This is a genomic window from Lysobacter sp. Soil_N_51 (assembly GCF_057655755.1).
In genome coordinates, this window is the sequence record NZ_JBDGLR010000011.1 from 122,062 (window position 1) to 142,262 (window position 20,201).

Below are 20,201 nucleotides of genomic sequence, written 5' to 3' on the forward strand. Positions count from 1 at the left end.
AGCCCCGCGTTGTCGTTGTCGTCGGCTCAGACCGACGTCGACGCGCGCTGATTCACCACCGACTCGGCGTAGCGATACGACAGCAGAATCCGGATCAAGGCCTCGACCTGCGACCCGTCGCGCGCGTCCAGTCGCACCACCGGCAGCTTGTGGCCGAGCTGGGTCAGCGCGTCGCGGAAATGCAGCAGGCCGAAGTCGTTGCTCACGTCGGTATGGGTGACCCCGACCGCGAACGAGGCCTGCGGCGCGATCTTGGCGAACTCGACCAGCAGCATGTCGGTCTGCGCGACCATGTCGCCGGCGTTGGCCGCGACCAGCACGATGATGCCGACCGCGCCGTCGCAGACCAGCGGCCACATGAAGTTGAGATAGCGCTGCCCCGGCACGCCGTACACGTGCAGCAGTTCGCCGCCGTCCAGCTCGATGGTGCTGTAGTCCAGCGCCACCGTGGTGTGGGTCTTCTCGCCCATCAGCGCATGGCTGATCGGCATTTCGGTGCTGACCGGTTCGACGTCGGAGATCGCGCGGATCGCGGTGGTCTTGCCGGCGCCCATGCCGCCGACGAAGGCGAGTTTGATCACGTCACTGGCCACTGCCGGCTCCCAGGAAATTCAGGCCGAAGCGGCGCGCGAGGCGCCGGATCAGACCCAGTTCGGACGATCCGCCCTGACGATGCGCGGGCATCGCGGCGGGTGCGGCTTCGGCCAGTCCGGTGGCCAGGGCGACCGCGAACAGTCGCTTCAATTCAGCGTGCGGCGTGGCGGTGGCCTCGGCCAGCGCCGGCAGCGACCACGGGCTGCGCAACAGGCAACCCAGCGGCAAAAGCCATTGCGTCGGCAACGCGGTCGACGGCATCAGCGGCCAGCCGCGCAGTTGCAGCGGGCGCAACGGATCGACCTGCGCCAGCGGCGCGTCGTGGCCGATGGCGATGTCCCACAGCAACGATTCCAGCGAATAGCTCTGGGTTACGTCCTGCTGGTATTTCTCGACGTACTGCTTTTGCGTCAGCGCGGTGATGAACCAGTTCGGGCTCATCGCTTCGGCGACCAGTTCCGGGTAGGGCATGCGCCGGATCATGTGCATGCGCGAGGCGCCCAGGTCGGCGACCAGACGGAACAAACCCGATTCGAACAGATACAGGCCCTTCGGCGCGTTCAACAGGTGTTGCACGAATGGCAGCGCGTCGGCGGCGGTCGCGTTGTCGGCCTCGGATTCTTCGCGGCCGTGGCGCAGGCGCTCGCGCACGCTGCGGCCGAGCGCCCCGGCCTCGATGTTGATGTCGACCGAATGCACCGAATCGGGATCCCACGGCAACCGGCCGATGCGCAGCACCGGAATGCCGCGGCGCATCGCCTGCTCGACCGCGTTGCGGCTCAGGCTGGTCTCGGTGCCGGTGATCAGCAGGTGCGCGGGGCGATCGCTCCACGCTTGCAGGTCGATGTCGAGGCCTTGCTCGCGCAAGCCGACGCACGCGGCATGCAGACGCGCATGCCGCGATTTGTCGAGATCGGCGCTGACGACGAGATAGCGTTGGGACGATGGCATGCGCGTGTCTCGCATCAACCGGTGGCGGTCATGGCGCGCGGCCGCGCGGCCATCACTTGAAGTCGAGGGTCTTTTCGAACGACTTGAGTTCATGGCGGGCCATCGCCAGGTTGGCGCGCGCGCGGTCCAGCACCACGTACAGGAACAGGGTCGGGTTGCTTTCGAGCGGGCGGATCAGGTGGTACTGCTTGCTCAGGCTGATCAGCACGTCTTCGATCGTGTCGTTGAGGCCGAGCTGCTCGGCGACGCGGCGCTTGGCGCGGACCACTTCGGAGTTGCCGGCCGCGGCGACTTCCAGATCGACGTTGCCGCCGCCGGAGGTGGCCATGGCCATGCCGCTGTCGCTGTCGACCAGCGCGGCGCCGACGAAGCCGGCCAGGTTGTTGAGTTCGTCCAGTTGCAGTTTCGACATGTGCGGCTCCGTTGCGGTTCGATGGGAAGTGCGGTGGTTGGCGCGTGTAGCGGATGGCGCGGTTGAAACGGGTTCGCGCAATCGCCGCGCGCGCACGGATGCGCGCGGCAGGGCGGATGCGGGTCAGCGGCGGGCGAGCAGGGCGCCGATGCGGGCGGCGCAGTCGCGGGTGGCGACCAGCAGCAAGGCCAGGTTGGTGTCGGCGCCGGCCATCGCCAGCAGGGTCAGCGGCTTGGGCGCGTCGATGCGGAACAGCACGATGTTGCCGCGCGAGGTGCACACCGTGGCGTAATCGGCGCCGCTGAGCTTGAGCTCCTTGGCCAGGGTCTCGCCGAGGGTCAGGAAGGAATTGGCCATCGCCGCGATCCGGCGCGCGTCGGCCTCGCCGGATTCGAGTTCGGCCAGCGGCCGGCCGTCGGCCGTGGACACGCAGATCGTGCGCAGGTCCGGCAGCCGTTGCTTGCAGCGAGCGAGTTCCTCCGTCAGCAGTACGCCGAGCGAGTTCTCGGTACGGTGGGACGATTCCAGTCGCCCCAGTAACAACTCCACCGTGGTTTGCTGCATGTCTTTGCGATCCCCTGAGCACACTTGATACAGATTGTGCTGTGACTAATTAGTGTAATAAATCACAAAAAAATATGCATTGCGTCACAGTGTAGGGCAAGTGGTCGGCAGGAACTACTGCCCCACTGTCAGTTTTCGCAGTCGCTCGTTAATGACCGGATAGGCAAAGTTTCGTTCGGGCGGCGATCGGTTGGCGTCGCGCGAGCGTCGGCATGCATCAGCACGTCGCGAACGTCGCAGCCTGATCGCCGTGATTTGAGGCCGCCCCCTGTAGGAGCGGCGCGAGCCGCGACCGCGTCGTCAGGCCTACGGCGGAGGTATCGATGCAGATGAAGTATCGCGGTCGCGGCTCACGCCGCTCCTACAGTCGCGAACAACGCAGCCCGATCGCCATGATTCAGGGCCGCCCCCTGTAGGAGCGGCGTGAGCCGCGACCGCGTCATCAGGCCTACGGCGGTGGTATCGATGCAGATGAGGTATCGCGGTCGCGGCTTACGCCGCTCCTACAGTCGCGAACGTTGCATCCGGATCGCCGTGATTCACGGCCGCTCCCTGTAGGAGCGGCGCGAGCCGCGACCGCGTCATCAGGCCTGCGGCGCGGGCGTCGATGCAGATGAGGGTTCGCGGTCGCGGCTTACGCCGCTCCTACAGTCGCGAACGTTGCATCCGGATCGCCGTGATTCAGGGCTGCTCCCTGTAGGAGCGGCGTGAGCCGCGACCGCGGGATCAGGCCTACGGCGGTGGTATCGATGCAGATGAGGTTTCGTGGTCGCGGCTTACGCCGCTCCTACCGTCGCGAACGTCGCAGTCAGGGAGTTGGCGCGCGGGCACGCGGCCCACGCGCCGGTTCAATGCGCCTGCACGCCCAGCAATTCGACTTCGAACACCAACGAGGCATCCGGCGGGATCACGCCGCCGCCGGCGCCGTCGCGGCCGTAGGCCATGTCCGGCGGCACCATCAGCACGCGCTTGCCGCCGACCCGCATGCCGGCCACGCCGTCGTCCCAGCCGCGGATCACCCGGCCGGCGCCGAGCAAAAAGCTGAAAGGCTTGCCGTGATCGTAGGAGCTGTCGAACTTGCTGCCGCGCTTGTTCGCGGCCTTTTCGTCGTAGAACCAGCCGGTGTACTGCACGATCACTTCCTGGCCCGGCTGCGCGACCGCGCCGGTGCCCGGGCGTTCGTCGATGGTCTGGAACTGGGCGATGCGGCCGCTGAACACCTTCGGCGCGGCGGCGTGTTCTTCTTGCGCGGCCGGACGCTTGCAGGCGCTCAGGCTCACGGTCGCGGCGGCCAGCGCCAAGGCCAGCGGCAATGCGGACGCGCCGCGTCGCAGCACCGAGCGCAGACGGCGGGCCGGCGGGTTTGCAGCGGCGGACAAATCAGGAACGAAGGACACGCGCGGCCTCGGTTTGGCGATGACGGGTTTACAGCTTAGCCGCTAAGCGCGCGCCGCGGTCTTGGCAAGCGGTTCGGTTGCCGTGCGGACGCCGATGCGCGCTCAATCCAGCGCGATCGCAAGGATGGCTTGATTGCGACGCAGAAGAATATTGCCGAGCGCGTCTTCGACGCTGTCGCCGAAGCGGCGCAGGCTGTCGTCGTATCCGCCGAAGATCGCGCCGTCATCGCCGATCAGATAGGTCAGATGCGCGCTGTAGCCCTGGCCGATCGGCAACAGGCGCTGTCGCGCCGCCGGTTCGTAGCGCTCGCTGGCCCAGGCGCGGTCGAAACGCGCGATCGCGAGGACCGGGTCGAACAAGGACTCATCGGTATCGGCGCCGGACCACGACGGATGGCGCAGGCGCAGCCCGGCGAAAGCGCGCGCGAAACGCAGGCCGCTGGCGAGCACGCGGTAGCCGTCGTTCTCCCAGGCGCGTTGGATCGCGCCGACCTCGACGTCGCGGTCGGCGCGCCAGCCGTGCCGCTGCAGCGCGGCGCGGGTTTCGGGATCGAACCTCCAGTGCATCGCGCGCTCAGTGCCCGTCGCGCATGCGGCCTTGCGCCGGATCGTCCGGCGCCAGGCTCGCGCCGAACGCGCGCATCGCCTGCGCGGTGGCGGCGTCGGCGGGGAAGAACGATTCGATCGCCAGTTCCGACAAGGTCACGTCCATCGGCGTGCCGAACACGGTGGTGGTGCTGATGAAGGCCAGTTCGCCCAGTTCGCTGCGCAGGCGGAACGGCACGGCGACGTGCAGCGACGACGGCAGTTCGGTTTCGTCGTAATCCTCGGGCGCGGGGTAGGCCGCGAGTTCCTCGTACAGCGCCTGCAGCACCGGGTCGCCGGTGGTGTCGATCTGATGGCGCAGCCGGTGCAGGATATGCGCGCGCCATTCGCCCGGATTGACGATGCGGGTGGCCAGGCCTTCGGGGTGCAGGCTGGCGCGCAGCACGTTGGCCGGCCGCGCGAGCAGGAAGTCGGGCAGCCCGGCGAGCAGCGGCGCGACCGCGCGGTTGTGCGCGATCAGGTTCCAATGCCGGTCGACCGCCAGCGCCGGGTGCGGCTCGTGTCCGTACAGCACCAGTTCGATCGCGGCGTAGGCCTCGTGCAGGGCCGGATGGTCGAGGCTGCGTTCGGAATACATCGGCGCCAGGCCGGCCGCGGTCATCAGCTGATTGCGCTCGCGCAAGGGCACGTCGAGGCGGTCGGCCAGGCGCAGCAGCATCGCCCGGCTCGGCAGCGAACGGCCGGTTTCGATGAAGCTGACATGGCGGGTCGAGATCTGCGCCAGATCGGCCAGATCGAGTTGGGTCAGACGGCGGCGCTGGCGCCAATCGCGCAACAGCTCGCCCACGGGGCGTTGATCGTTCATGCCGGACACGATAGCCCAGCGGCGGGGTGCATTGGCATTACCTGGCACGTAATCGACCGGCCGCGGGTGTGGGTGTGTGATGGCGTCAAGCAAACACGAACGATCACGACGATCACCCACTGGAGAAGACCATGGCCATTACCTTTCAACCGCAGGCTTCCACCTTGTTGCGCCGCGCATTGGTGCTCGACGCCGGCGTGTCCGGCGCCGCCGGCTTGTTGCAGCTCGCCGCGACCGCGCCGTTGTCGCGCTTGCTCGCGATCGATCCGGGCTGGCTGCGCGGCGGCGGCGCGGTGTTGCTCGCCTGGATGCTGTTCGTGGGCTGGGTGGCGACGCGCAAACCGATCGCGCCGGCGCTGGCGTGGACGGTGATCGGGGTGAACCTCGCCTGGGTCGCCGGCTCGGTGCTGGTGCTGGTCGAGGGCGCGATCACGCCGAACACATTGGGGCTGACCTTCGTGCTGGCGCAGGCGGCGGCGGTGGCGGTGTTCGCCGAACTGCAGTTCTTCGGTCTGCGCCGTCAGCTCAAGGCGGCGTGAGGCGAGCGGACAGTCGATAAAAGTAATCGCGTCGTTAGTTGTTTTCTGTGATGCGCACGAAGATTTTCAGTGTCGCAACATGCCGTGGCGAGCGTATTTCTGACAGCTGGACCCTGCCGGAAACGCGGTGCTATAAGGCCGGTACTGTGCGGTTTTCGCCGCACAGTCCACCGTTGCGTACTGATACGCACTCATAGACAAGGAGATGAGAGATGGCAAGGTTGCTTCGCGCTGCTCGTGTCGCTATGAACATCCATCCCAACGAAACCAGCAGCCTGTGGAAGACGTGGCCGCTGTGGGTGGAATTCTGATCCTCGGCTCTATCCGCACGCTCGCCTGACGTGGTCAGGACGATGCGGGCAGGACCATGTAAGCAGGAGGGCGGCCGATCGCCGGTCGCCCTCCGATCAGAACGAGGCGCTCCTTGACCATCCAGCCCGATCCCGCGGACGACCCCGCGGCGCGCCTGCTCGAGCGCGTGCGTCGCGAAGGCCCGGTGCTGCCCTTGCCCGGCGGTGTCGTCGGCATTTTCAGCCCGGCCCTGGCCAACAAGGTCGACAAGATCAATTCCGACGACCTCAAGGTCATCGATTCGCTCGCCGACGTGCTCGGCATGCGCAAGTCCGAACCGGTGACCTGGCGCGAAGTGCGCGCCCTGCTGACCGAGCGCAGCGGCGCGCTGGTCACGCCCGAGCAGATGCTCGCGTTGCACCGGCGCATGCAGGCGTATCTCAGCGAACATGCGGGGCGCGAGCAAGACCTGACCAAGCTGATGTGGCGCACGGTGTCGCGCGCGCTGATTCCGCTGGCGATCGACGGCATCGACGGCCGCGATCTGCGCACCTTGATCGACGAACAGGAACTGCGTTTTCGCATCCAGCTCGAACAGCACGTGCCGCTGTGGCGGCGGATTCCGGATTTCCTGCTGCATCGGGCGGCGACGCGGGCGATCACGCGGCAGATCAAGCAACGCGTCGCGTGTGGCGAGTCGCGCGACGATTTCACTCAACCCTTGCTCGGGTTGGTGGATCGCATCGGGGTCGATCGCGTCACTTACTTGGTGACGGTGCAGATGATCGCGATCTCCGGCGTGCCCGGCATGATGGCGGCTTGCCTGGTGTATGCGATGTCGCAGTACCCGGATTGGCGCGAGCACTTGCAGGAGGAAATGGACGCGCTGGAGTGGGAGGAGTTGTACACCCTGCCGATCCGCAAGCTGCCGCACACCATGCGCTTCATCAAGGAAGCGATGCGGCTGTGGACGACGCCGTTCGTGACCCGGCGGGTCGCTCAGCGCGACATCGATCTCGATGGCGTGTCGGTCAAAAAAGACCAGATCTACGAGTTGAGCTCGTACATCCTGCATCACTCCGAGGAGTACTGGGACGAGCCGGAAGTGTTCGATCCCGACCGCTGGCTGTCGTCGCGGCGGCAGGAGGCCAAGGGCGCCTACGTGCCGTTCGGTTTCGGCCCGCGCTCGTGCGTCGGCGCCTCAGTCGGGCATGCCCAGTTGGTATTGTTCTGCGCGATGATGGTGCGCGACTTCCGCTGCGATCTCAGCCCGGTGCATTCGCCGTGGATGCGCAAGGAAGGCTTCGCGGTGCCGACCGATTTCGTCGGCGTGGTTTCGCCGCGTCGGCGATGAGCGCTTGATGCGCGGGTGAGCCGGCCTGGCGCGATGCGCTTGGCCCGATGCGATGGTCCGCCGCGCTCAGTCCGAAACGTTCGGACCCGCGCCGCTGTAATCGACCTGCACGATCGCGAACCGCGCCATGCCGCCGGGTAGCATCGCTTCGAATTCGTCGTCGACCCGGCGCTTGAGCATCGCCCGCGCCAGCGGCGAATCGATGCTGATGTGGCCCAGGCGCGCGTCGGTTTCGTCGGGGCCGACGATCCGATACCGCGCCAGCTCGCCGTCGGCGACTTTTTCGACCTCGACCCAGGCGCCGAAGAACACCGACTGCGGGTCGCTCGGCGTGGTCTCGATCACCCGCAGCAGCGGCAGGCGCTTGCTCAGGTAACGCACGCGCCGGTCGATCTCGCCAAGCTGTTTCTTGCGGTAGGTGTATTCGGCGTTTTCCGAACGATCGCCCTCGGCCGCCGCGGCGGCCAGGGCTTTGACGACTTCCGGGCGGCGTATCCGCCACAGGTCGTCGAGTTCGTGCTTGAGCCGCGCGTGGCCCTCCCGCGTGATCAGGGCGGTGCCGGTTTCGGCGGGAGGACGCCAGCGGCCCATAGCGGCCTTACTGCGCCGCGCTTGCGCGCTTGAGGCTGAGGTTGGCCTGCGATTCGATCGCCTTGCCCTCGGTGTCGAGCTGGCGGATTTCCTCGTGCGAGACCACTTCGAACAGGCGATCGGGATCGGTCTTGCTGTTCGGGTCCAGGCGCAGGCGCTTGCCGTCTTCCTCGGCGGTCCAGGTGCCGTCGCCCTTGAAGGCGCCGTCCTTCTTGCCCTGGTAGGTCTCGTCGACCGCGTAGCTGCCGTCGGCCTTGAATTCGATCTTGGTGTCGATGCCACTGCAATCGGCGCAGGGCAGGGTGCCGCTGAAGCTGCCGGCGAAGGCGGCGACGTCGAAGCCGGCCTTGGGCGCTTCGGCGACCGGGGCGGGTTCCGGCGCCGGCGCGGGTTCGGCGGCCTTCGGCGCGTCGGCCGGCGCGGCCGGCGCTTCGGCGGGCTTGTTGCAGGCGCTCAGTGCGAGCGCGGCGAGGCAGGCGAGAGCGAGCAGTTTCTGATTCATGTGCGGCTTCCTGTGCAATGAGTGGAAACGAACGGTGTCGTGTTGAAACGATCGATGCGGTCGCGCGCCGGCCTCAGCGCTTGCCGCCGAAAATGCCGCCGAGCAGGCCGCGCAGGATCTGCCGGCCGACTTGGTTGCCGACGGTGCGCGCGGTCTGCTTGGCCATGGTCTCGACCATGCCCTGGCGGCGCTTGGTGCCGAACACCGCGTCCTTGACCGCCTGACCGAAGCCGCCTTCTTCCTGATCGTCCTGTTCGCGGGTCTTTGCCGGCGGCGTTTGCGCCTGTTCGGTCGCGGCCTGGGCGCGTTGCAGCAACATTTCGGCGGCGGATTCGCGGTTGATCGCGGTGTCGTACTTCGGGCCGATCGGGCTGGTCGCACGCACCTGGGCGCGTTCGGCCTCGGTGATCGCGCCCATGCGGCAGCGCGGCGGCGCGATCAGGGTGCGTTCGACCGGCATCGGCACGCCCTTGTCCTGCAGGGTCGAGACCAGCGCTTCGCCGGTGCCGAGCTGCGAGATCGCTTCGGCCACGTTCAAGGCCGGGTTCGGCACGAAGGTTTCGGCCGCGGTCTTGACCGCCTTCTGGTCGCGCGGGGTGAACGCGCGCAGCGCGTGCTGCACCCGGTTGCCGAGCTGGCCGAGGATGTTGTCGGGGATGTCGTCGGGGAACTGCGAGCAGAAGTACACGCCCACGCCCTTGGAACGGATGATCCGCACCACTTGTTCGACCCGCTGCTGCAGCGCGGCCGGCGCATCGTCGAACAGCAGGTGCGCTTCGTCGAACACGAACACCAGCTTGGGCTTGTCGATATCGCCCACTTCGGGCAGCTGTTCGAACAATTCCGACAGCAGCCACAACAAGAAGCTGGAATACAGGCGCGGCTTGAGGATCAGCGAATCGGCGGCGAGCACGTTGACCACGCCGCGGCCGTCGGTGGTGGTGCGCATCAGATCGGCCAGCTGCAACGCCGGTTCGCCGAAGAAATGATCGCCGCCTTCCTGTTCCAGGCGCAGCAGCGAGCGCTGGATCGCGCCGACCGACTGGGTGCTGACCAGGCCGTAACTGGTCGAGATGTCCTTGCGCTCGTCGGCGACCAGGCCGAGCAGGGCGCGCAGGTCTTCCAGATCGAGCAGCAGCAGGCCGCGGTCGTCGGCGAGCTTGAACACGATGTCGAGCACGCCGGACTGGGTGTCGTTGAGTTCGAGAATGCGCGCGAGCAGGGTCGGGCCCATTTCGCTGACCGTGGTGCGCACCGGATGACCGAGCTTGCCGAACAGGTCCCAGAACACCACCGGGCTGGCGCTCGGCGCCCAGTCGGCGATGCCGATCTCGGTCAGCCTCGATTGCAGTTTGTCGTTGGCCGCGCCGGGCATCGCCAGGCCGGCCACGTCGCCTTTGACGTCGGCCAGGAACACCGGCACGCCCTGGCGCGAGAAGCCTTCGGCCAGAGTCATCAGGGTGACGGTCTTGCCGGTGCCGGTGGCGCCGGCGATCAGGCCGTGACGGTTGCCGAGCTTGGTGTGCAGGTAGACCAAGCCGCTGTCGGGCGTGGTCACGGCCTTGCCGAGCAGGATGTCGTTCGGGCGTGCGTCGGGGGTCGGGGCCATGTCCGCGTCCGTGGTTCGAGTGGGGAGCAAGCCGCTGATTCTACCGGCAGGCGTGTTCTAGCGGCAGGCGTGGGTGGTTCGTGAACGCTGGCGGCGTGTGAATGGCCGTCAAGACCGCCGAGCCACTCGCCACGCACGGAAAACCCGATCGCGTCGCAGTTCTTGCCGCGCGCGGACCCGCGCCGTTACCCTGGCCCCCCGCAACAAGGACCTGCCGCGCGCCCTCATGCCCGTTTCCTTTAGCTTCGCTTCGTTCAATGGCCGCGCCTTGTTCGCGCCGCTCGCCGCCGCACTGGCCCTGTGCAGTCTCGCTCCCGAAGCCGCCGCGTTGTCCAAGCGCGATCAGGCCGCGGTCGATGCGCTGACTCAGCGCATGCAATCGGCCGAGACCCGTTACCAGTCGGCCCTGGTCAAGATCCGCAACGCCGATCCCAGCGGCCGTCAGGACAGCGATGCCGCGCTGGAGGACATGGAGGACGTGATCGCGGCCTGCCTCAAGCAGAAGGGTTGCCAGGTCAACACCATGCTGGCCGGCTACAAGCGCCTGTTGAAAGCCAACGCCGACGCCTCGGCCGCGAGCAACGACGACGGCGACGACGCCACCATCCTGGACAGCGACAACTTCGCCGCAGACGTGCCCGAGGCCGCGCGCGCGGCCGCGTTGCTCAGCGACGACGGCCAGCGCTTCGTCAAGATGGTCCAGTACAACCCGGCGGTGCAGGCCGGCATCCGCCGCTGGCTGACCGACATGCGCGGCCCGCTGATGCAGAGCTACGACAACTACCAGTACATGCGCCAGATGATGTGGCCCTCGTTCCAGCGCGAAGGCCTGCCCGAGGCGCTGCTGTTCGGAATCATGGCCAAGGAATCCAACGGCCGCGTGCATTCGGTCTCGCGCGCCGGCGCGGCCGGGCCGTTGCAGTTCATGTTCGCCACCGGCAAGCGCTTCGGCCTGGGCGACGACGGCAGCGGTTTCGACACCCGCTACGACCCGCGCGCGTCCTCGCAGGCCGCGGCGGAGTATTTGAACGAACGCCTGGGCCAGCTCAACAACAGCATCGAGATGTCGCTGGCCGCCTACAACGGCGGCGAAGGCCGCGCGCTGCGCATCAACAAGGCCAGCGGCGGGCGCAATTTCTGGGACGAATCGGTCTACAACCAGTTCCCGGCCGAAACCCGCGACTACGTGCCGATGGTGATCGCCGCGGCCTGGTTGTTCCTGCATCCGCGCGAATACGGTCTGCAATTTCCGAAAGTCGACAACAAGGCGGCGACCATGCGCCTGGTCAAGCCGACCTCGATCTATGAACTGACCATCTGCATGGGCAGCAGCGGCAGCCGCGAGGGCTACATGCGCGCGCTGCGCAACCTCAACCCACGCTACAAGGGCGAAAGCTACCTGGCCGCGGGCACCACGCTCAACGCCACGCCGAAGATGGTGAGCCTGTACAACCGCTGGTGCGTGCAGGGCAAGCGCGCCGAACTCGCGCGCACCTTGGTGATGAGCGATGCGACCACCGCGATCGTGCGCACCGGCCCGCTGACGGTATTGCCGGCCGAGGCCGCCGGCGAAGACGGCACGTTGCCGGTCACCGTCGCCACCGGCGTGCCGACCACGGTGGCCACCGGCAAGCCGGCGCCGGCCAAGAAGGCCGCCGCGCCGCGCACCCACAAGGTGCAGCGCGGCCAGACCCTGACCGAGGTCGCGCAGAAGTTCCAGTGCGACACCAAGCAGCTGGCCAAGGCCAACGGCATCAAGGGCCCGCGTTACATGGTCAAGCCGGGGCAGACGCTGAAGTTGAGCGGCTGCGGGGGCTGAGTCGCACGGCGCGCGCCGCCGCGGGCTGACGCATGGATGCGTACAGCCCTGATCGGGACGGCTTCGTCGCTACGGCGACTGAGCCTTTCGCTGCCGGACTGGCGAGGCGTGCGGGTCCGGCGATCTGTCGTCGCGCCGGTCGCGGCGGTCGACCTGGATCTCCAGCCGCATCGGCGCATCGATCCTGCCGATGGGATCGATCCCGGCTTGTGGCATTTGCAAGCCGACACCAACACGGCCTGCCGTGCGTATTCGCCGCGATGCGCGGCTACCGGGCCGACGCGCGCGCGCCATTGCCGCGTTCCGGATGCTGTGAAGACAACTCGGCCTTCGCTGCGATGCTGGCGAGCCAGACACGTTCGCGCGAATGCATCGAGGCCATAATCGACGAGGCCGGCATCGCAGTCGGCGCGGCGCCGGTACGCGGATCGGTTGCGATCACTCAGGATGCAAGCGCATGAATCACACGATCGACGATTCCGTGACCGCGCCGCGCGCATGGTGGGCGGCGGTGGCCGCGTCGGCCTTGCTCGCGATCGCCGGCGCCTATTTTTCGCCGTGGCTGCATTACCTGTTCAAACCGTTGACCACGCTGTTGATCGTGGCCATGGTCTGGCGCCACGGGCGCGCGGCCGAGCCCGCGTATCGCCGCGCGATCGTGGCCGGCCTGCTGCTGTCGACCTGTGGCGACGTGTTCCTGATGCTGCCCGGCGACTGGTTCGTGTTCGGCCTGGGCTCGTTCCTGTGCGCGCACATCGCCTATCTGCTCGGGCTGGCGCGGCGCGCGCGCCTGTTCGCGCGGCTCTGGCCGTACCTGGCCTACGCGCTGCTGGCCGGCGCGGTGCTGAGCGTGTTGTGGGCGCATCTGCCGGGCGAGTTGCGCGTTCCGGTGATCGTCTACGTCGTGGTGCTCGCGGCGATGGCGGCGCAGGCGGCGGTGGCGTGGCGATGCCGGCGCTCGCATTCGACCGCGCTCGCGGCGCTGGGCGGTGCGTTCTTCGTCGCCTCCGACGCCACCCTGGCAATCGACCGCTTCGCCGCGCCGTTCGGCGCGGCGTCGGCGCTGGTGCTGGCGACTTACTGGATCGCCCAGATGCTGATCGGCTCGTCGGTGCGGCCGACCAGCGAGAGACAGACCTGAGCGATCACCGCGACGCTCAAGCTGCGGATACGCGCCTGCCGCTCGAACCGGCCCCGCGCATGCGTGTTCAAAGCCCCGGTTCGCGAGCGACCAGCGCCATGAAATCGTCCGCGGGCAAGGGCTGGCTGAACAGATAGCCTTGCAGGGAGTCGCAGCCCAGGTCGGCCAGCAGTCCGGCCTGCGCGGAGGTTTCCACGCCTTCGGCGATGATGTTCAGATCGAGCATCCGGCCCAGTTCGACGATGGCCGAGACGATCGCCGCGTCTTCGGTGCCGTGGCTCAAGTCGCGGATGAAGCCGCGATCGATCTTGAGTTCGCGCGCCGGCAGGCGCTTGAGGTAAAGCAGGCTGGAATAGCCGGTGCCGAAGTCGTCGATGGATATCCGCACGCCCAGATCGCTCAGGCGACGCAGGATCACCAGGCTCGACTCGGGGTCCTTCATCGCGGTCGATTCGGTCACTTCCAGGGTCAGCGCGCCGGGTTGCAGTTGGTGCCGCGCCAGGACCTCGCGCACCAAGTCGAACAGCTCGGTCGATTCGAATTGCGCCGGCGACAGGTTGACCGAGATCCCCGCCAGGTCCAATCCGGCATCGCGCCAGACGCGCAACTGCCGGCAGGCCTCGTCGAGCACCCAGGCGTCGAGCTTGACCAGCGTTCCGCTTTTCTCGGCCAGCACGATGAAACGCTCGGGCGGCACGATGCCGCGGGTGGGGTGATACCAGCGCAGCAGCGCCTCGGCGCCGATCAGCGGGCCGTTCGGCGCGCCGTACTTGGGCTGGTAGTGCAAGGCGAACTCGTTGCGCTCCATCGCATGATGCAGATCCTGCATCAGGCTCAGTTGCTCGCGCACGCCTTCGTTCATCGACGGCTCGAAGAATCTGAAGCCGTTGCGGCCGTGTTCCTTGGCGTAGTACATCGCGGCATCGGCGTTGGTCAGCAGTTCGCGTCCATCCGCGCCGTCCTCGGGGTGGATCGCGATGCCGAGGCTGCCCGAGACCCGGATCGGCGTGCCGTCGATCTGGAAATCCGCGCTCATGACGCCGATGAGTTTTTCGGCCACGATCGCCGCGTCGGCGGGTTCGCTCAGTTCCATCAATACGACGAATTCATCGCCGCCGATGCGCGCCACGGTGTCCTGCGCCCGCAGCGTGCCGGTGAAACGCGAGGCGACCTCGTGCAAAAGCCGGTCGCCCATGTGGTGGCCATACACATCGTTGACGGCCTTGAAGCCGTCCAGATCGATGAACATCAAAGCGAAGCGCGCGCCGGAGCGGGCGCTCTTCTGCACCGCTTCGTCGATGCGGTCCTCCAGCAGCACGCGGTTGGGCAGCCGGGTCAGGTTGTCGTGCAGGGCGAGGAACACCAGTTGATCGTTGGCCTTGCCGAGCGAGAACCTCAGCCTGGAGGTGCGCTCTTCCAGGCGCCGGTCGAGCACGGCGGTCGTCAGCGCGATCGCGAGAATGGCGAAGGCGGCGATCGTGACCAAGGTGGCCAGCCACTTCACCGGGATGCCGTTCGGCCCGGCGGCCGTGCAGATGCTGCCTTCCGGGAACCCCGCCGCCTCCATCCCGGTGTAGTGCATGCCGGTCACTGCCAGGCCCATCACCAGCGCCGCGACGACGCGCATGCGCCAGGCCTTGCGGTTTTCGCCGCGCAGCCTGAAGGCGATCCACAGCGCCGTGCCGGCGGCGACGACGGCGACGACGATCGACACGACGAACCAGAATCGATCCCAGACGATGCCGGGGTTCATCTCCATCGCGGCCATGCCGGTGTAGTGCATCGCGGCGATTCCGCCGCCCATGAGCACGGCGCCCAGCGCATGCCGCAGCGGCGGCAGTTCCGGTTGGGTCACCAGCCACAGCGCGAAACTCGAGGCGATGCACGCCGCGATCAGCGAGGAGAAGGTCAGGGGCAGGTCGTAGCCGAGCGGAATCGGCAACTGGAAGGCGAGCATGCCGATGAAATGCATCGACCAGATGCCGAACCCCATGGCGCAACCGCCGCCAATCCGCCACCACCAGCGCGCCGTACCGTCGCCATTCGTCGCGCGACCGGCCAGGTGCAGCGCGACATACGAAGCGAGCGCCGCGACGACGTATGAGATCGCCACCAGGTGTTCGCTGTAGATCCCCTGCAACATGGCACGCCTCTTCGTATGTTGCGCCCCCGCATTCGGGTTCGGTCGACGCGCATCGCGGGGCTGGCCCGATGGTACGCGGCCGCTCGGATCGGTCAAGCGCGTCGATGCATCGAGCGAGCGTTCGTCCGCGGCTCTCGTGCATGCGGTGTGCCGGGTGGGTGTGCGGGCGGAACTCAGTGGCCGAACGCCGACGCGCACGGACGTTATTGGGTTCAATGCCGGGTATTGATCGTCTGTCTATCTTGTCGGGTGGAAAATTAGTGAGCTTTCACCACTCATCTATTGCTGACAGGCGTGTGCCAGTCACCTTGTGCATGCGGCGTGCGGCGTGCGGCATGGCGGCGAACTGCGTCCCGGCGAACTGCGTCGCGTGCGGACGCGCATGATCCCGGTTGCAAGAATCGCCGAAGGTTTCGTCGGTAAGTGATGGCGTTGGTCGAGCTTGACGGCGTCGGCGTCATGCCGGCTTGCGATCGCTGGTTCGAAGCGCGAATCCGGGCGTCGATTTTCAGTCAGGCATCCATCAATACCGCGGCGGGCGGTCCGCTCGGGCCGCCTTGATCGCAGTGGATAGGCAAGCAGCGTAGCGACCAATCGGATCGCAGCGGCGTTCAATCGAACCGTTGTTGTCGGGCCCGCAAATCGGATCGCTCGACGCCGCACCGCAAGCGTGCGGCGACCGCATCGGCGCGGCATCCACCCGCGACCGCCGCCGCCGCGCGTGCGAACAGTCAGCGCGAACGGGTGTCGGCTTCGCTCTTGCCGTCGCTGGTTTCGTCCGCGGGCGTTTCGTCCGGCGAGGACACCGCCTCGCGCGCCTTGTTCCACCATTGCGCCGCGGTGGCCTTGGCCTTGCCGGTGCCGTCCTTGACCGTGTCGCTCATCGCCGCCCACTGCGCTTGTTGCTCGGCGAAACCGGTGGCGGTGCGCAGCAGTTGCGGGCCTTCGCTGGCGATCATTTCCCAGGTCAGGGTCGCGACCAGGCGCGGCATGAAGATCGCCGAGTCGACATCGCCGCCCTTGGCTTCGACTTTCGCGATCAACGCGACCAGTTCCTTGCGCACTTCCGCCGGCGCGGTCGGATCGACGCTGAGTTTCTTGATCGCGCTCAGGCCGTCGCGGGTGCGGCCTTCCTTGAACGCGATGCCGACCGGCGGTATCTGCGCGAACCACGGCTGTCCCAGCAAATGGCCGAGCGCGTCGAAATGCACCTGCGCGCGCTCCCATTCCTGCTCGCTGGCGGCGAAGTACGCCAGCGCCGCGTGCAGCACCATCACGTGCTCGGCCGGCGGCAGGTCTTCGCCGGCCTGCGTCGGCAGCGCCCAGGCCTTCTCGCCCTCCAGCTTGGCCAGTCCGGGCCATTGCTCGCGCTGGAACACCACCGCGCGCAACGACGCCGCCGCGGCGCGGTCGAAGGCGCCGCAGGACTGGGCCTCGACGATGTCGCTTTCGGCCAGGGCGATGGTGTTCTTGTTGGCGATCAACGCGCCGTAGGCCATCAGCACATGCACCACGCACAACTGCGCTTCGCTGAAATCGCCCTTGGGCAGGTCGGCGGTGGGATTGTTCGAAGCCCAGTTTTCGCCGGTCCAATGCAGGCCTTTCTGGTAAGCGGTCAGGCCGCTGGGCAGGCCGTTTTCGGACAACCGGCGGTACTGGGTGTAGGTGATGCCGTCGCGCAGTTCGGCCAGTTGTTCGGTTTCGCTCTTGCTGCCGCACGCGGCCAGGGCCAGCGTCAGTAACGCGACGGTCGCGGTCAGCGCAGCCCGGCGCAGGGCCGGGCGGTGGGTCGAGGGCATGGTCCCTTCCTTAGGAAAGCGTGGATGAGGTTCAGTCGCCGCGTCGGGCCAGGGCCTGGCCCAGGCGCACCGCGGTTTCCGCGCCCAGGCCCGGGTCCAGCGCGGCCACGCCCGGCGGCAGCAGCACGATCACGGTCGAGCCGTAGTTGAAGCGGGCCATTTCGGCGAAACGCTCCAGGGTGACGGTTTCGCCGCGGTAGTCCTTGGTGGTGACGATGTCGCCGTAGCGCGGAATCTCCACGCCGCTCCAGACCGTCTCCACGCCCGAGACCAGCAGCGCGCCGACCATCACCATCGCCATCGGCCCGAACTCGGTGTCGAAGTGGCAGACCAGGCGCTCGTTGCGCGCGAACAGGCGCGGCACGTTGCGCACCGCGTCGGGGCCTACGCTGAACAAGCGGCCCGGGACATGCACGGTTTCGCGCAGGGTGCCGGTCCACGGCATATGCACGCGGTGATAGTCCTTCGGCGACAGGTACACGGTCGCGAACACGCCATCGCGGAACGGCGCGGCCGCGGCTTCGTCGCCGCCGAGCAGTTCGGTGGCGGTGAACGACTGGCCCTTCGCCTGGAAGATCTCGCCGTCGCGGATCGGCCCGCACTGGCTGATGCGGCCGTCGGCCGGCATCAGCAGCACCCGTGGATCGGGATCGGCCACGCGCGCGCCGGGCTTGAGCGCGCGGGTGAAGAAGGCATTGAAGGTCGGGTACGCGCGCGGATCGGAGTTGGCCGCTTCGCCCAGGTCGACGCCGAACTTGCGCGTCACCGTGTCGATCAGCCAGCGGCTGACGCCGGGGCTTTCGGAATAGGCCAGCGCGCGCGCGAGCGAGGACATCAGGCGGTGCGGCAGGACGTAGGTCAGGGTGGTGACGAGGCTCAAGGCGCGGCCTCCGTCAGCGCGGCCATGTCCTTGGCGATCACGTTCGGGTCGAACGGCGGACGCAGCAGGCCGGCCATGCGGCCCTGCGGATCGAGCACGACCATGCTGGCGCTGTGATCGAGGGTGTACTGGTCGGCCGGGGCGCCGTCGGGCGCCGGCACCTTGGCGAACACCATGCTCAGCGACTTGGCGAAGCTCTCCAGCGCCGGGACATCGGCGGTGGCAGCCAGGGTGTCCTTATGGAAGCCGTGGGCGTACTCGCCGATCTTGTCCGGCGTGTCGCGCTCGGGGTCGACCGAGACGAACAGCACCCGCGGCCGGGTCGCTTCGGGAATCGATTCCCAGGCTTTCTGCGCGACCGACATCTGCGCCAGGGTGGTCGGGCACACGTCGGGGCAGTGGGTGAAGCCGAGGAAGACCAAGGTCCAATGACCCTTGAGCTCGCCGGGAATCAGCTGGGTGCCGTCGGACTGGCGCAGCGAGAACGCGGGCAGGGTGCGGCGCGGTTCGATCAGGCGGACCGCTTCGGTCTGCGGCAGCGACGCGTGCCGCACGCTGCCGAAATACTTCTGCGAGGCCCACAGGCCGAGCGCGGCGGCGAGCGCGGCGATGAGGACGATGGCGGTGGTGCGATTGAACATGGCGGTTCCAGCGTGTGTGCCGGGCCATGATACCGGCGATGGCCGGCGAGGCGGGTTTGGGTGTGCCGAAGCGCCATCAGCCCAGCGGCCCGTGCCGATTGCCCTTTGACGGGCCATGCTTTTCCCCCTTTTCTTTTGCAAAGGGGGAGGCCATCGAGTGGGTTCAACCGGGAGTTGCAAGTTCGCGACCCCCAAGCCGCGCGAAAACCAACGCAAACGCAAGCCAAATCACCTCAAAACCGCGCAACCCCCGCGATAACGCCCCCGGCCGCCGGTATACTGCGCGCCTTGTTTCGCCCTGGACCCACCGTGCCCGCTTCCGTCTCCTTCGAATCGCTGACCCTCGTCGACCTGATCCGCTACGGCGCCAGCCGCTTCAGCGCGGCCGGGCTGACCTTCGGCCACAGCTACGACAATGCCCTGGACGAGGCCACCCAACTGGTCCTGCACGCGCTGCACCTGCCGCACGACCTGAGCCCGGTCTACGGTCAGGGCAAGGTCACCAGCGAGGAGAAGGACGCGGTGCTGGCGCTGTTCGAACGCCGCATCGAAGAGCGCATCCCGGCCGCCTACCTGACCGGCGAGGCCTGGTTCGCCGGCCTGAGCTTCAAGAGCGACCCACGCGCCCTGGTGCCGCGTTCGCCGATCGCCGAACTGATCGAGTCCGGCTTCGGGCCCTGGCTCGGCGGCGGCGAGGTCGAGCGCGTGCTGGACCTGTGCACCGGTTCGGGCTGCATCGCCATCGCCACCGCGCATTACAACCCCGATTGGCAGGTGATCGGCGCCGACATCAACGACGCGGCGCTGTCGCTGGCGGCCGAGAACAAGGAACGCCTGCACACCGGCAACGTCGAGCTGCGCAAGTCCGACCTGTTCCAGGGCCTGCAGGGCGAGGTCTTCGATCTGATCGTGACCAATCCGCCGTACGTGACCAACGACGAAACCGACGCGTTGCCGCGCGAGTATTCGCACGAGCCCGAACTGGGCCTGCGCGCCGGCGACGACGGCCTGGACCTGGCGCTGAAGATCCTGCGCGATGCGCCCGATCACCTCAGCGAACATGGCGTGCTGATCTGCGAAGTCGGCGAGGCCGAGCGCGCCCTGGTCGAACTGCTGCCGCAGCTGCCGCTGGACTGGATCGAATTCAAGGTCGGCCAGATGGGCATCTTCGTGGTCCAGCGCCACGATCTGGTCGAACACCACGACGCCATTAAACGGCTCGCCGACGCGCGAGCCTGAGCCACGCGCGTCGGCGGCCGGTAGCGAAAGGCGGTTCACGCCTTTCGCCGCGCCGCGCGTTGCGCTGATCGCCAGCGTTACGTCCCGGCGCCAAGCCGGTCGGAACTTATCTGTTGCCGGTGGGCCTGCGGTTAGCGGGCCTGTCGCGAGCGGGTGAGCGCCGGAAGCGATCTTTTCCGTCGAATGCCCGCGGGTTTCAGCCTCCGTGGCGGCTGCGCGTGGGACCTTCGTTACAGCGGAAACCGGGCATGTCGGCTATCGTGGGTCGGGTCGGTGGTGCGTTCGTGGCGGTGGTTTGCGGGTGTTGGCGGAAGCGGTCATGGC

General features: G+C 67.5%; 19 protein-coding genes. 5 read left to right on the forward strand and 14 right to left on the reverse strand.

What is annotated here, in order from left to right:
* Positions 1 to 26 precede the first annotated feature (26 nt).
* The 7 genes from AC3A4T_RS21150 to AC3A4T_RS21180 all read right to left on the reverse strand — a co-directional run bounded on the left by AC3A4T_RS21150 (position 27) and on the right by AC3A4T_RS21180 (position 5,329).
* A complete protein-coding gene (locus AC3A4T_RS21150) occupies positions 27 to 554 on the reverse strand; it encodes a GTP-binding protein (RefSeq protein ID WP_487677267.1) in 528 nt (175 codons plus the stop codon).
* A 28-nt stretch (positions 555 to 582) separates the two neighbouring features.
* Positions 583 to 1,545, reverse strand: coding sequence for a hypothetical protein (locus AC3A4T_RS21155; RefSeq protein ID WP_487677208.1), 963 nt, complete (start codon positions 1,543 to 1,545; stop codon positions 583 to 585).
* A 52-nt stretch (positions 1,546 to 1,597) separates the two neighbouring features.
* Complete coding sequence (locus tag AC3A4T_RS21160) at positions 1,598 to 1,957, reverse strand: roadblock/LC7 domain-containing protein (RefSeq protein WP_487677209.1); 360 nt, start codon at positions 1,955 to 1,957, stop codon at positions 1,598 to 1,600.
* Positions 1,958 to 2,080: 123 nt separating this feature from the next.
* Positions 2,081 to 2,521: a roadblock/LC7 domain-containing protein gene (locus tag AC3A4T_RS21165; RefSeq protein ID WP_487677210.1), complete on the reverse strand. Its 441-nt coding sequence runs from the start codon at positions 2,519 to 2,521 to the stop codon at positions 2,081 to 2,083.
* An 848-nt stretch (positions 2,522 to 3,369) separates the two neighbouring features.
* The gene (locus AC3A4T_RS21170) at positions 3,370 to 3,828 is read right to left on the reverse strand and encodes an FKBP-type peptidyl-prolyl cis-trans isomerase (protein WP_487677268.1); all 459 of its coding nucleotides are present in this window, start codon (positions 3,826 to 3,828) and stop codon (positions 3,370 to 3,372) included.
* A gap of 192 nt (positions 3,829 to 4,020) precedes the next feature.
* The gene (locus AC3A4T_RS21175) at positions 4,021 to 4,485 is read right to left on the reverse strand and encodes an SUKH-3 domain-containing protein (RefSeq protein ID WP_487677211.1); all 465 of its coding nucleotides are present in this window, start codon (positions 4,483 to 4,485) and stop codon (positions 4,021 to 4,023) included.
* A gap of 7 nt (positions 4,486 to 4,492) precedes the next feature.
* Positions 4,493 to 5,329: a helix-turn-helix domain-containing protein gene (locus AC3A4T_RS21180; RefSeq protein WP_487677212.1), complete on the reverse strand. Its 837-nt coding sequence runs from the start codon at positions 5,327 to 5,329 to the stop codon at positions 4,493 to 4,495.
* Between the two features lie 131 nt (positions 5,330 to 5,460).
* On the opposite strand from AC3A4T_RS21180, the gene AC3A4T_RS21185 reads away from it, so the two are divergent.
* Together AC3A4T_RS21185 and AC3A4T_RS21190 are read left to right on the forward strand one after the other, a co-directional pair.
* A complete protein-coding gene (locus AC3A4T_RS21185; RefSeq protein ID WP_487677213.1) occupies positions 5,461 to 5,868 on the forward strand; it encodes a hypothetical protein in 408 nt (135 codons plus the stop codon).
* Between the two features lie 424 nt (positions 5,869 to 6,292).
* Positions 6,293 to 7,513 carry a cytochrome P450 gene (locus AC3A4T_RS21190; RefSeq protein WP_487677214.1) on the forward strand — a complete coding sequence of 407 codons (1,221 nt, stop codon included), beginning with the start codon at positions 6,293 to 6,295 and terminating at the stop codon, positions 7,511 to 7,513.
* Positions 7,514 to 7,579: 66 nt separating this feature from the next.
* Here the strand turns inward: AC3A4T_RS21190 and greB are convergent, their stop codons facing one another.
* The 3 genes from greB to AC3A4T_RS21205 form a co-directional block, all read right to left on the reverse strand.
* Complete coding sequence (gene greB, locus AC3A4T_RS21195; RefSeq protein WP_487677215.1) at positions 7,580 to 8,104, reverse strand: transcription elongation factor GreB; 525 nt, start codon at positions 8,102 to 8,104, stop codon at positions 7,580 to 7,582.
* 7 nt (positions 8,105 to 8,111) lie between these two features.
* Complete coding sequence (locus AC3A4T_RS21200; RefSeq protein ID WP_487677216.1) at positions 8,112 to 8,606, reverse strand: copper resistance protein NlpE; 495 nt, start codon at positions 8,604 to 8,606, stop codon at positions 8,112 to 8,114.
* Positions 8,607 to 8,679: 73 nt separating this feature from the next.
* Positions 8,680 to 10,215: a helicase HerA-like domain-containing protein gene (locus AC3A4T_RS21205; RefSeq protein ID WP_487677217.1), complete on the reverse strand. Its 1,536-nt coding sequence runs from the start codon at positions 10,213 to 10,215 to the stop codon at positions 8,680 to 8,682.
* Between the two features lie 226 nt (positions 10,216 to 10,441).
* Between AC3A4T_RS21205 and AC3A4T_RS21210 the strand changes: the two genes are divergently transcribed.
* Entirely contained in the window at positions 10,442 to 12,034 is a 1,593-nt protein-coding gene (locus AC3A4T_RS21210; RefSeq protein ID WP_487677218.1) for a transglycosylase SLT domain-containing protein, read from the forward strand.
* Between the two features lie 457 nt (positions 12,035 to 12,491).
* Positions 12,492 to 13,175, forward strand: coding sequence for a lysoplasmalogenase (locus AC3A4T_RS21215; protein WP_487677219.1), 684 nt, complete (start codon positions 12,492 to 12,494; stop codon positions 13,173 to 13,175).
* Between the two features lie 67 nt (positions 13,176 to 13,242).
* On the opposite strand, the gene AC3A4T_RS21220 is transcribed toward AC3A4T_RS21215, so the two are convergent.
* The 4 genes from AC3A4T_RS21220 to AC3A4T_RS21235 all read right to left on the reverse strand — a co-directional run bounded on the left by AC3A4T_RS21220 (position 13,243) and on the right by AC3A4T_RS21235 (position 18,638).
* Positions 13,243 to 15,315: a putative bifunctional diguanylate cyclase/phosphodiesterase gene (locus AC3A4T_RS21220; protein ID WP_487677269.1), complete on the reverse strand. Its 2,073-nt coding sequence runs from the start codon at positions 15,313 to 15,315 to the stop codon at positions 13,243 to 13,245.
* A gap of 734 nt (positions 15,316 to 16,049) precedes the next feature.
* Complete coding sequence (locus AC3A4T_RS21225) at positions 16,050 to 17,117, reverse strand: hypothetical protein (RefSeq protein ID WP_487677220.1); 1,068 nt, start codon at positions 17,115 to 17,117, stop codon at positions 16,050 to 16,052.
* A gap of 31 nt (positions 17,118 to 17,148) precedes the next feature.
* Entirely contained in the window at positions 17,149 to 17,997 is an 849-nt protein-coding gene (gene asd / locus AC3A4T_RS21230) for an archaetidylserine decarboxylase (protein ID WP_487677221.1), read from the reverse strand.
* On the reverse strand, positions 17,994 to 18,638 hold the full coding sequence (locus AC3A4T_RS21235; protein ID WP_487677222.1) for an SCO family protein: 645 nt from the start codon (positions 18,636 to 18,638) through the stop codon (positions 17,994 to 17,996). The genes asd and AC3A4T_RS21235 overlap by 4 nt, the downstream gene beginning before the upstream one ends.
* A gap of 309 nt (positions 18,639 to 18,947) precedes the next feature.
* Here AC3A4T_RS21235 and prmB point away from each other — a divergent pair, with 309 nt between their 5' ends.
* Positions 18,948 to 19,877, forward strand: coding sequence for a 50S ribosomal protein L3 N(5)-glutamine methyltransferase (prmB, locus tag AC3A4T_RS21240; RefSeq protein WP_487677223.1), 930 nt, complete (start codon positions 18,948 to 18,950; stop codon positions 19,875 to 19,877).
* Positions 19,878 to 20,201 lie beyond the last annotated feature (324 nt).

Bases quoted from the DNA above. Each gene is read 5' to 3' on its own strand.
- AC3A4T_RS21155 (WP_487677208.1), bottom strand. From the start codon at position 1,545: ATGCCATCGTCCCAACGCTATCTCGTCGTCAGCGCCGATCTCGACAAA.
- AC3A4T_RS21175 (WP_487677211.1), bottom strand. From the start codon at position 4,485: ATGCACTGGAGGTTCGATCCCGAAACCCGCGCCGCGCTGCAGCGGCAC.
- AC3A4T_RS21205 (WP_487677217.1), bottom strand. From the start codon at position 10,215: ATGGCCCCGACCCCCGACGCACGCCCGAACGACATCCTGCTCGGCAAG.
- greB (WP_487677215.1), bottom strand. From the start codon at position 8,104: ATGGGCCGCTGGCGTCCTCCCGCCGAAACCGGCACCGCCCTGATCACG.
- AC3A4T_RS21235 (WP_487677222.1), bottom strand. From the start codon at position 18,638: ATGTTCAATCGCACCACCGCCATCGTCCTCATCGCCGCGCTCGCCGCC.
- AC3A4T_RS21165 (WP_487677210.1), bottom strand. From the start codon at position 2,521: ATGCAGCAAACCACGGTGGAGTTGTTACTGGGGCGACTGGAATCGTCC.
- AC3A4T_RS21215 (WP_487677219.1), top strand. From the start codon at position 12,492: ATGAATCACACGATCGACGATTCCGTGACCGCGCCGCGCGCATGGTGG.
- AC3A4T_RS21210 (WP_487677218.1), top strand. From the start codon at position 10,442: ATGCCCGTTTCCTTTAGCTTCGCTTCGTTCAATGGCCGCGCCTTGTTC.
- AC3A4T_RS21180 (WP_487677212.1), bottom strand. From the start codon at position 5,329: ATGAACGATCAACGCCCCGTGGGCGAGCTGTTGCGCGATTGGCGCCAG.
- AC3A4T_RS21150 (WP_487677267.1), bottom strand. From the start codon at position 554: ATGGGCGCCGGCAAGACCACCGCGATCCGCGCGATCTCCGACGTCGAA.
- AC3A4T_RS21185 (WP_487677213.1), top strand. From the start codon at position 5,461: ATGGCCATTACCTTTCAACCGCAGGCTTCCACCTTGTTGCGCCGCGCA.
- AC3A4T_RS21225 (WP_487677220.1), bottom strand. From the start codon at position 17,117: ATGCCCTCGACCCACCGCCCGGCCCTGCGCCGGGCTGCGCTGACCGCG.
- AC3A4T_RS21200 (WP_487677216.1), bottom strand. From the start codon at position 8,606: ATGAATCAGAAACTGCTCGCTCTCGCCTGCCTCGCCGCGCTCGCACTG.
- AC3A4T_RS21160 (WP_487677209.1), bottom strand. From the start codon at position 1,957: ATGTCGAAACTGCAACTGGACGAACTCAACAACCTGGCCGGCTTCGTC.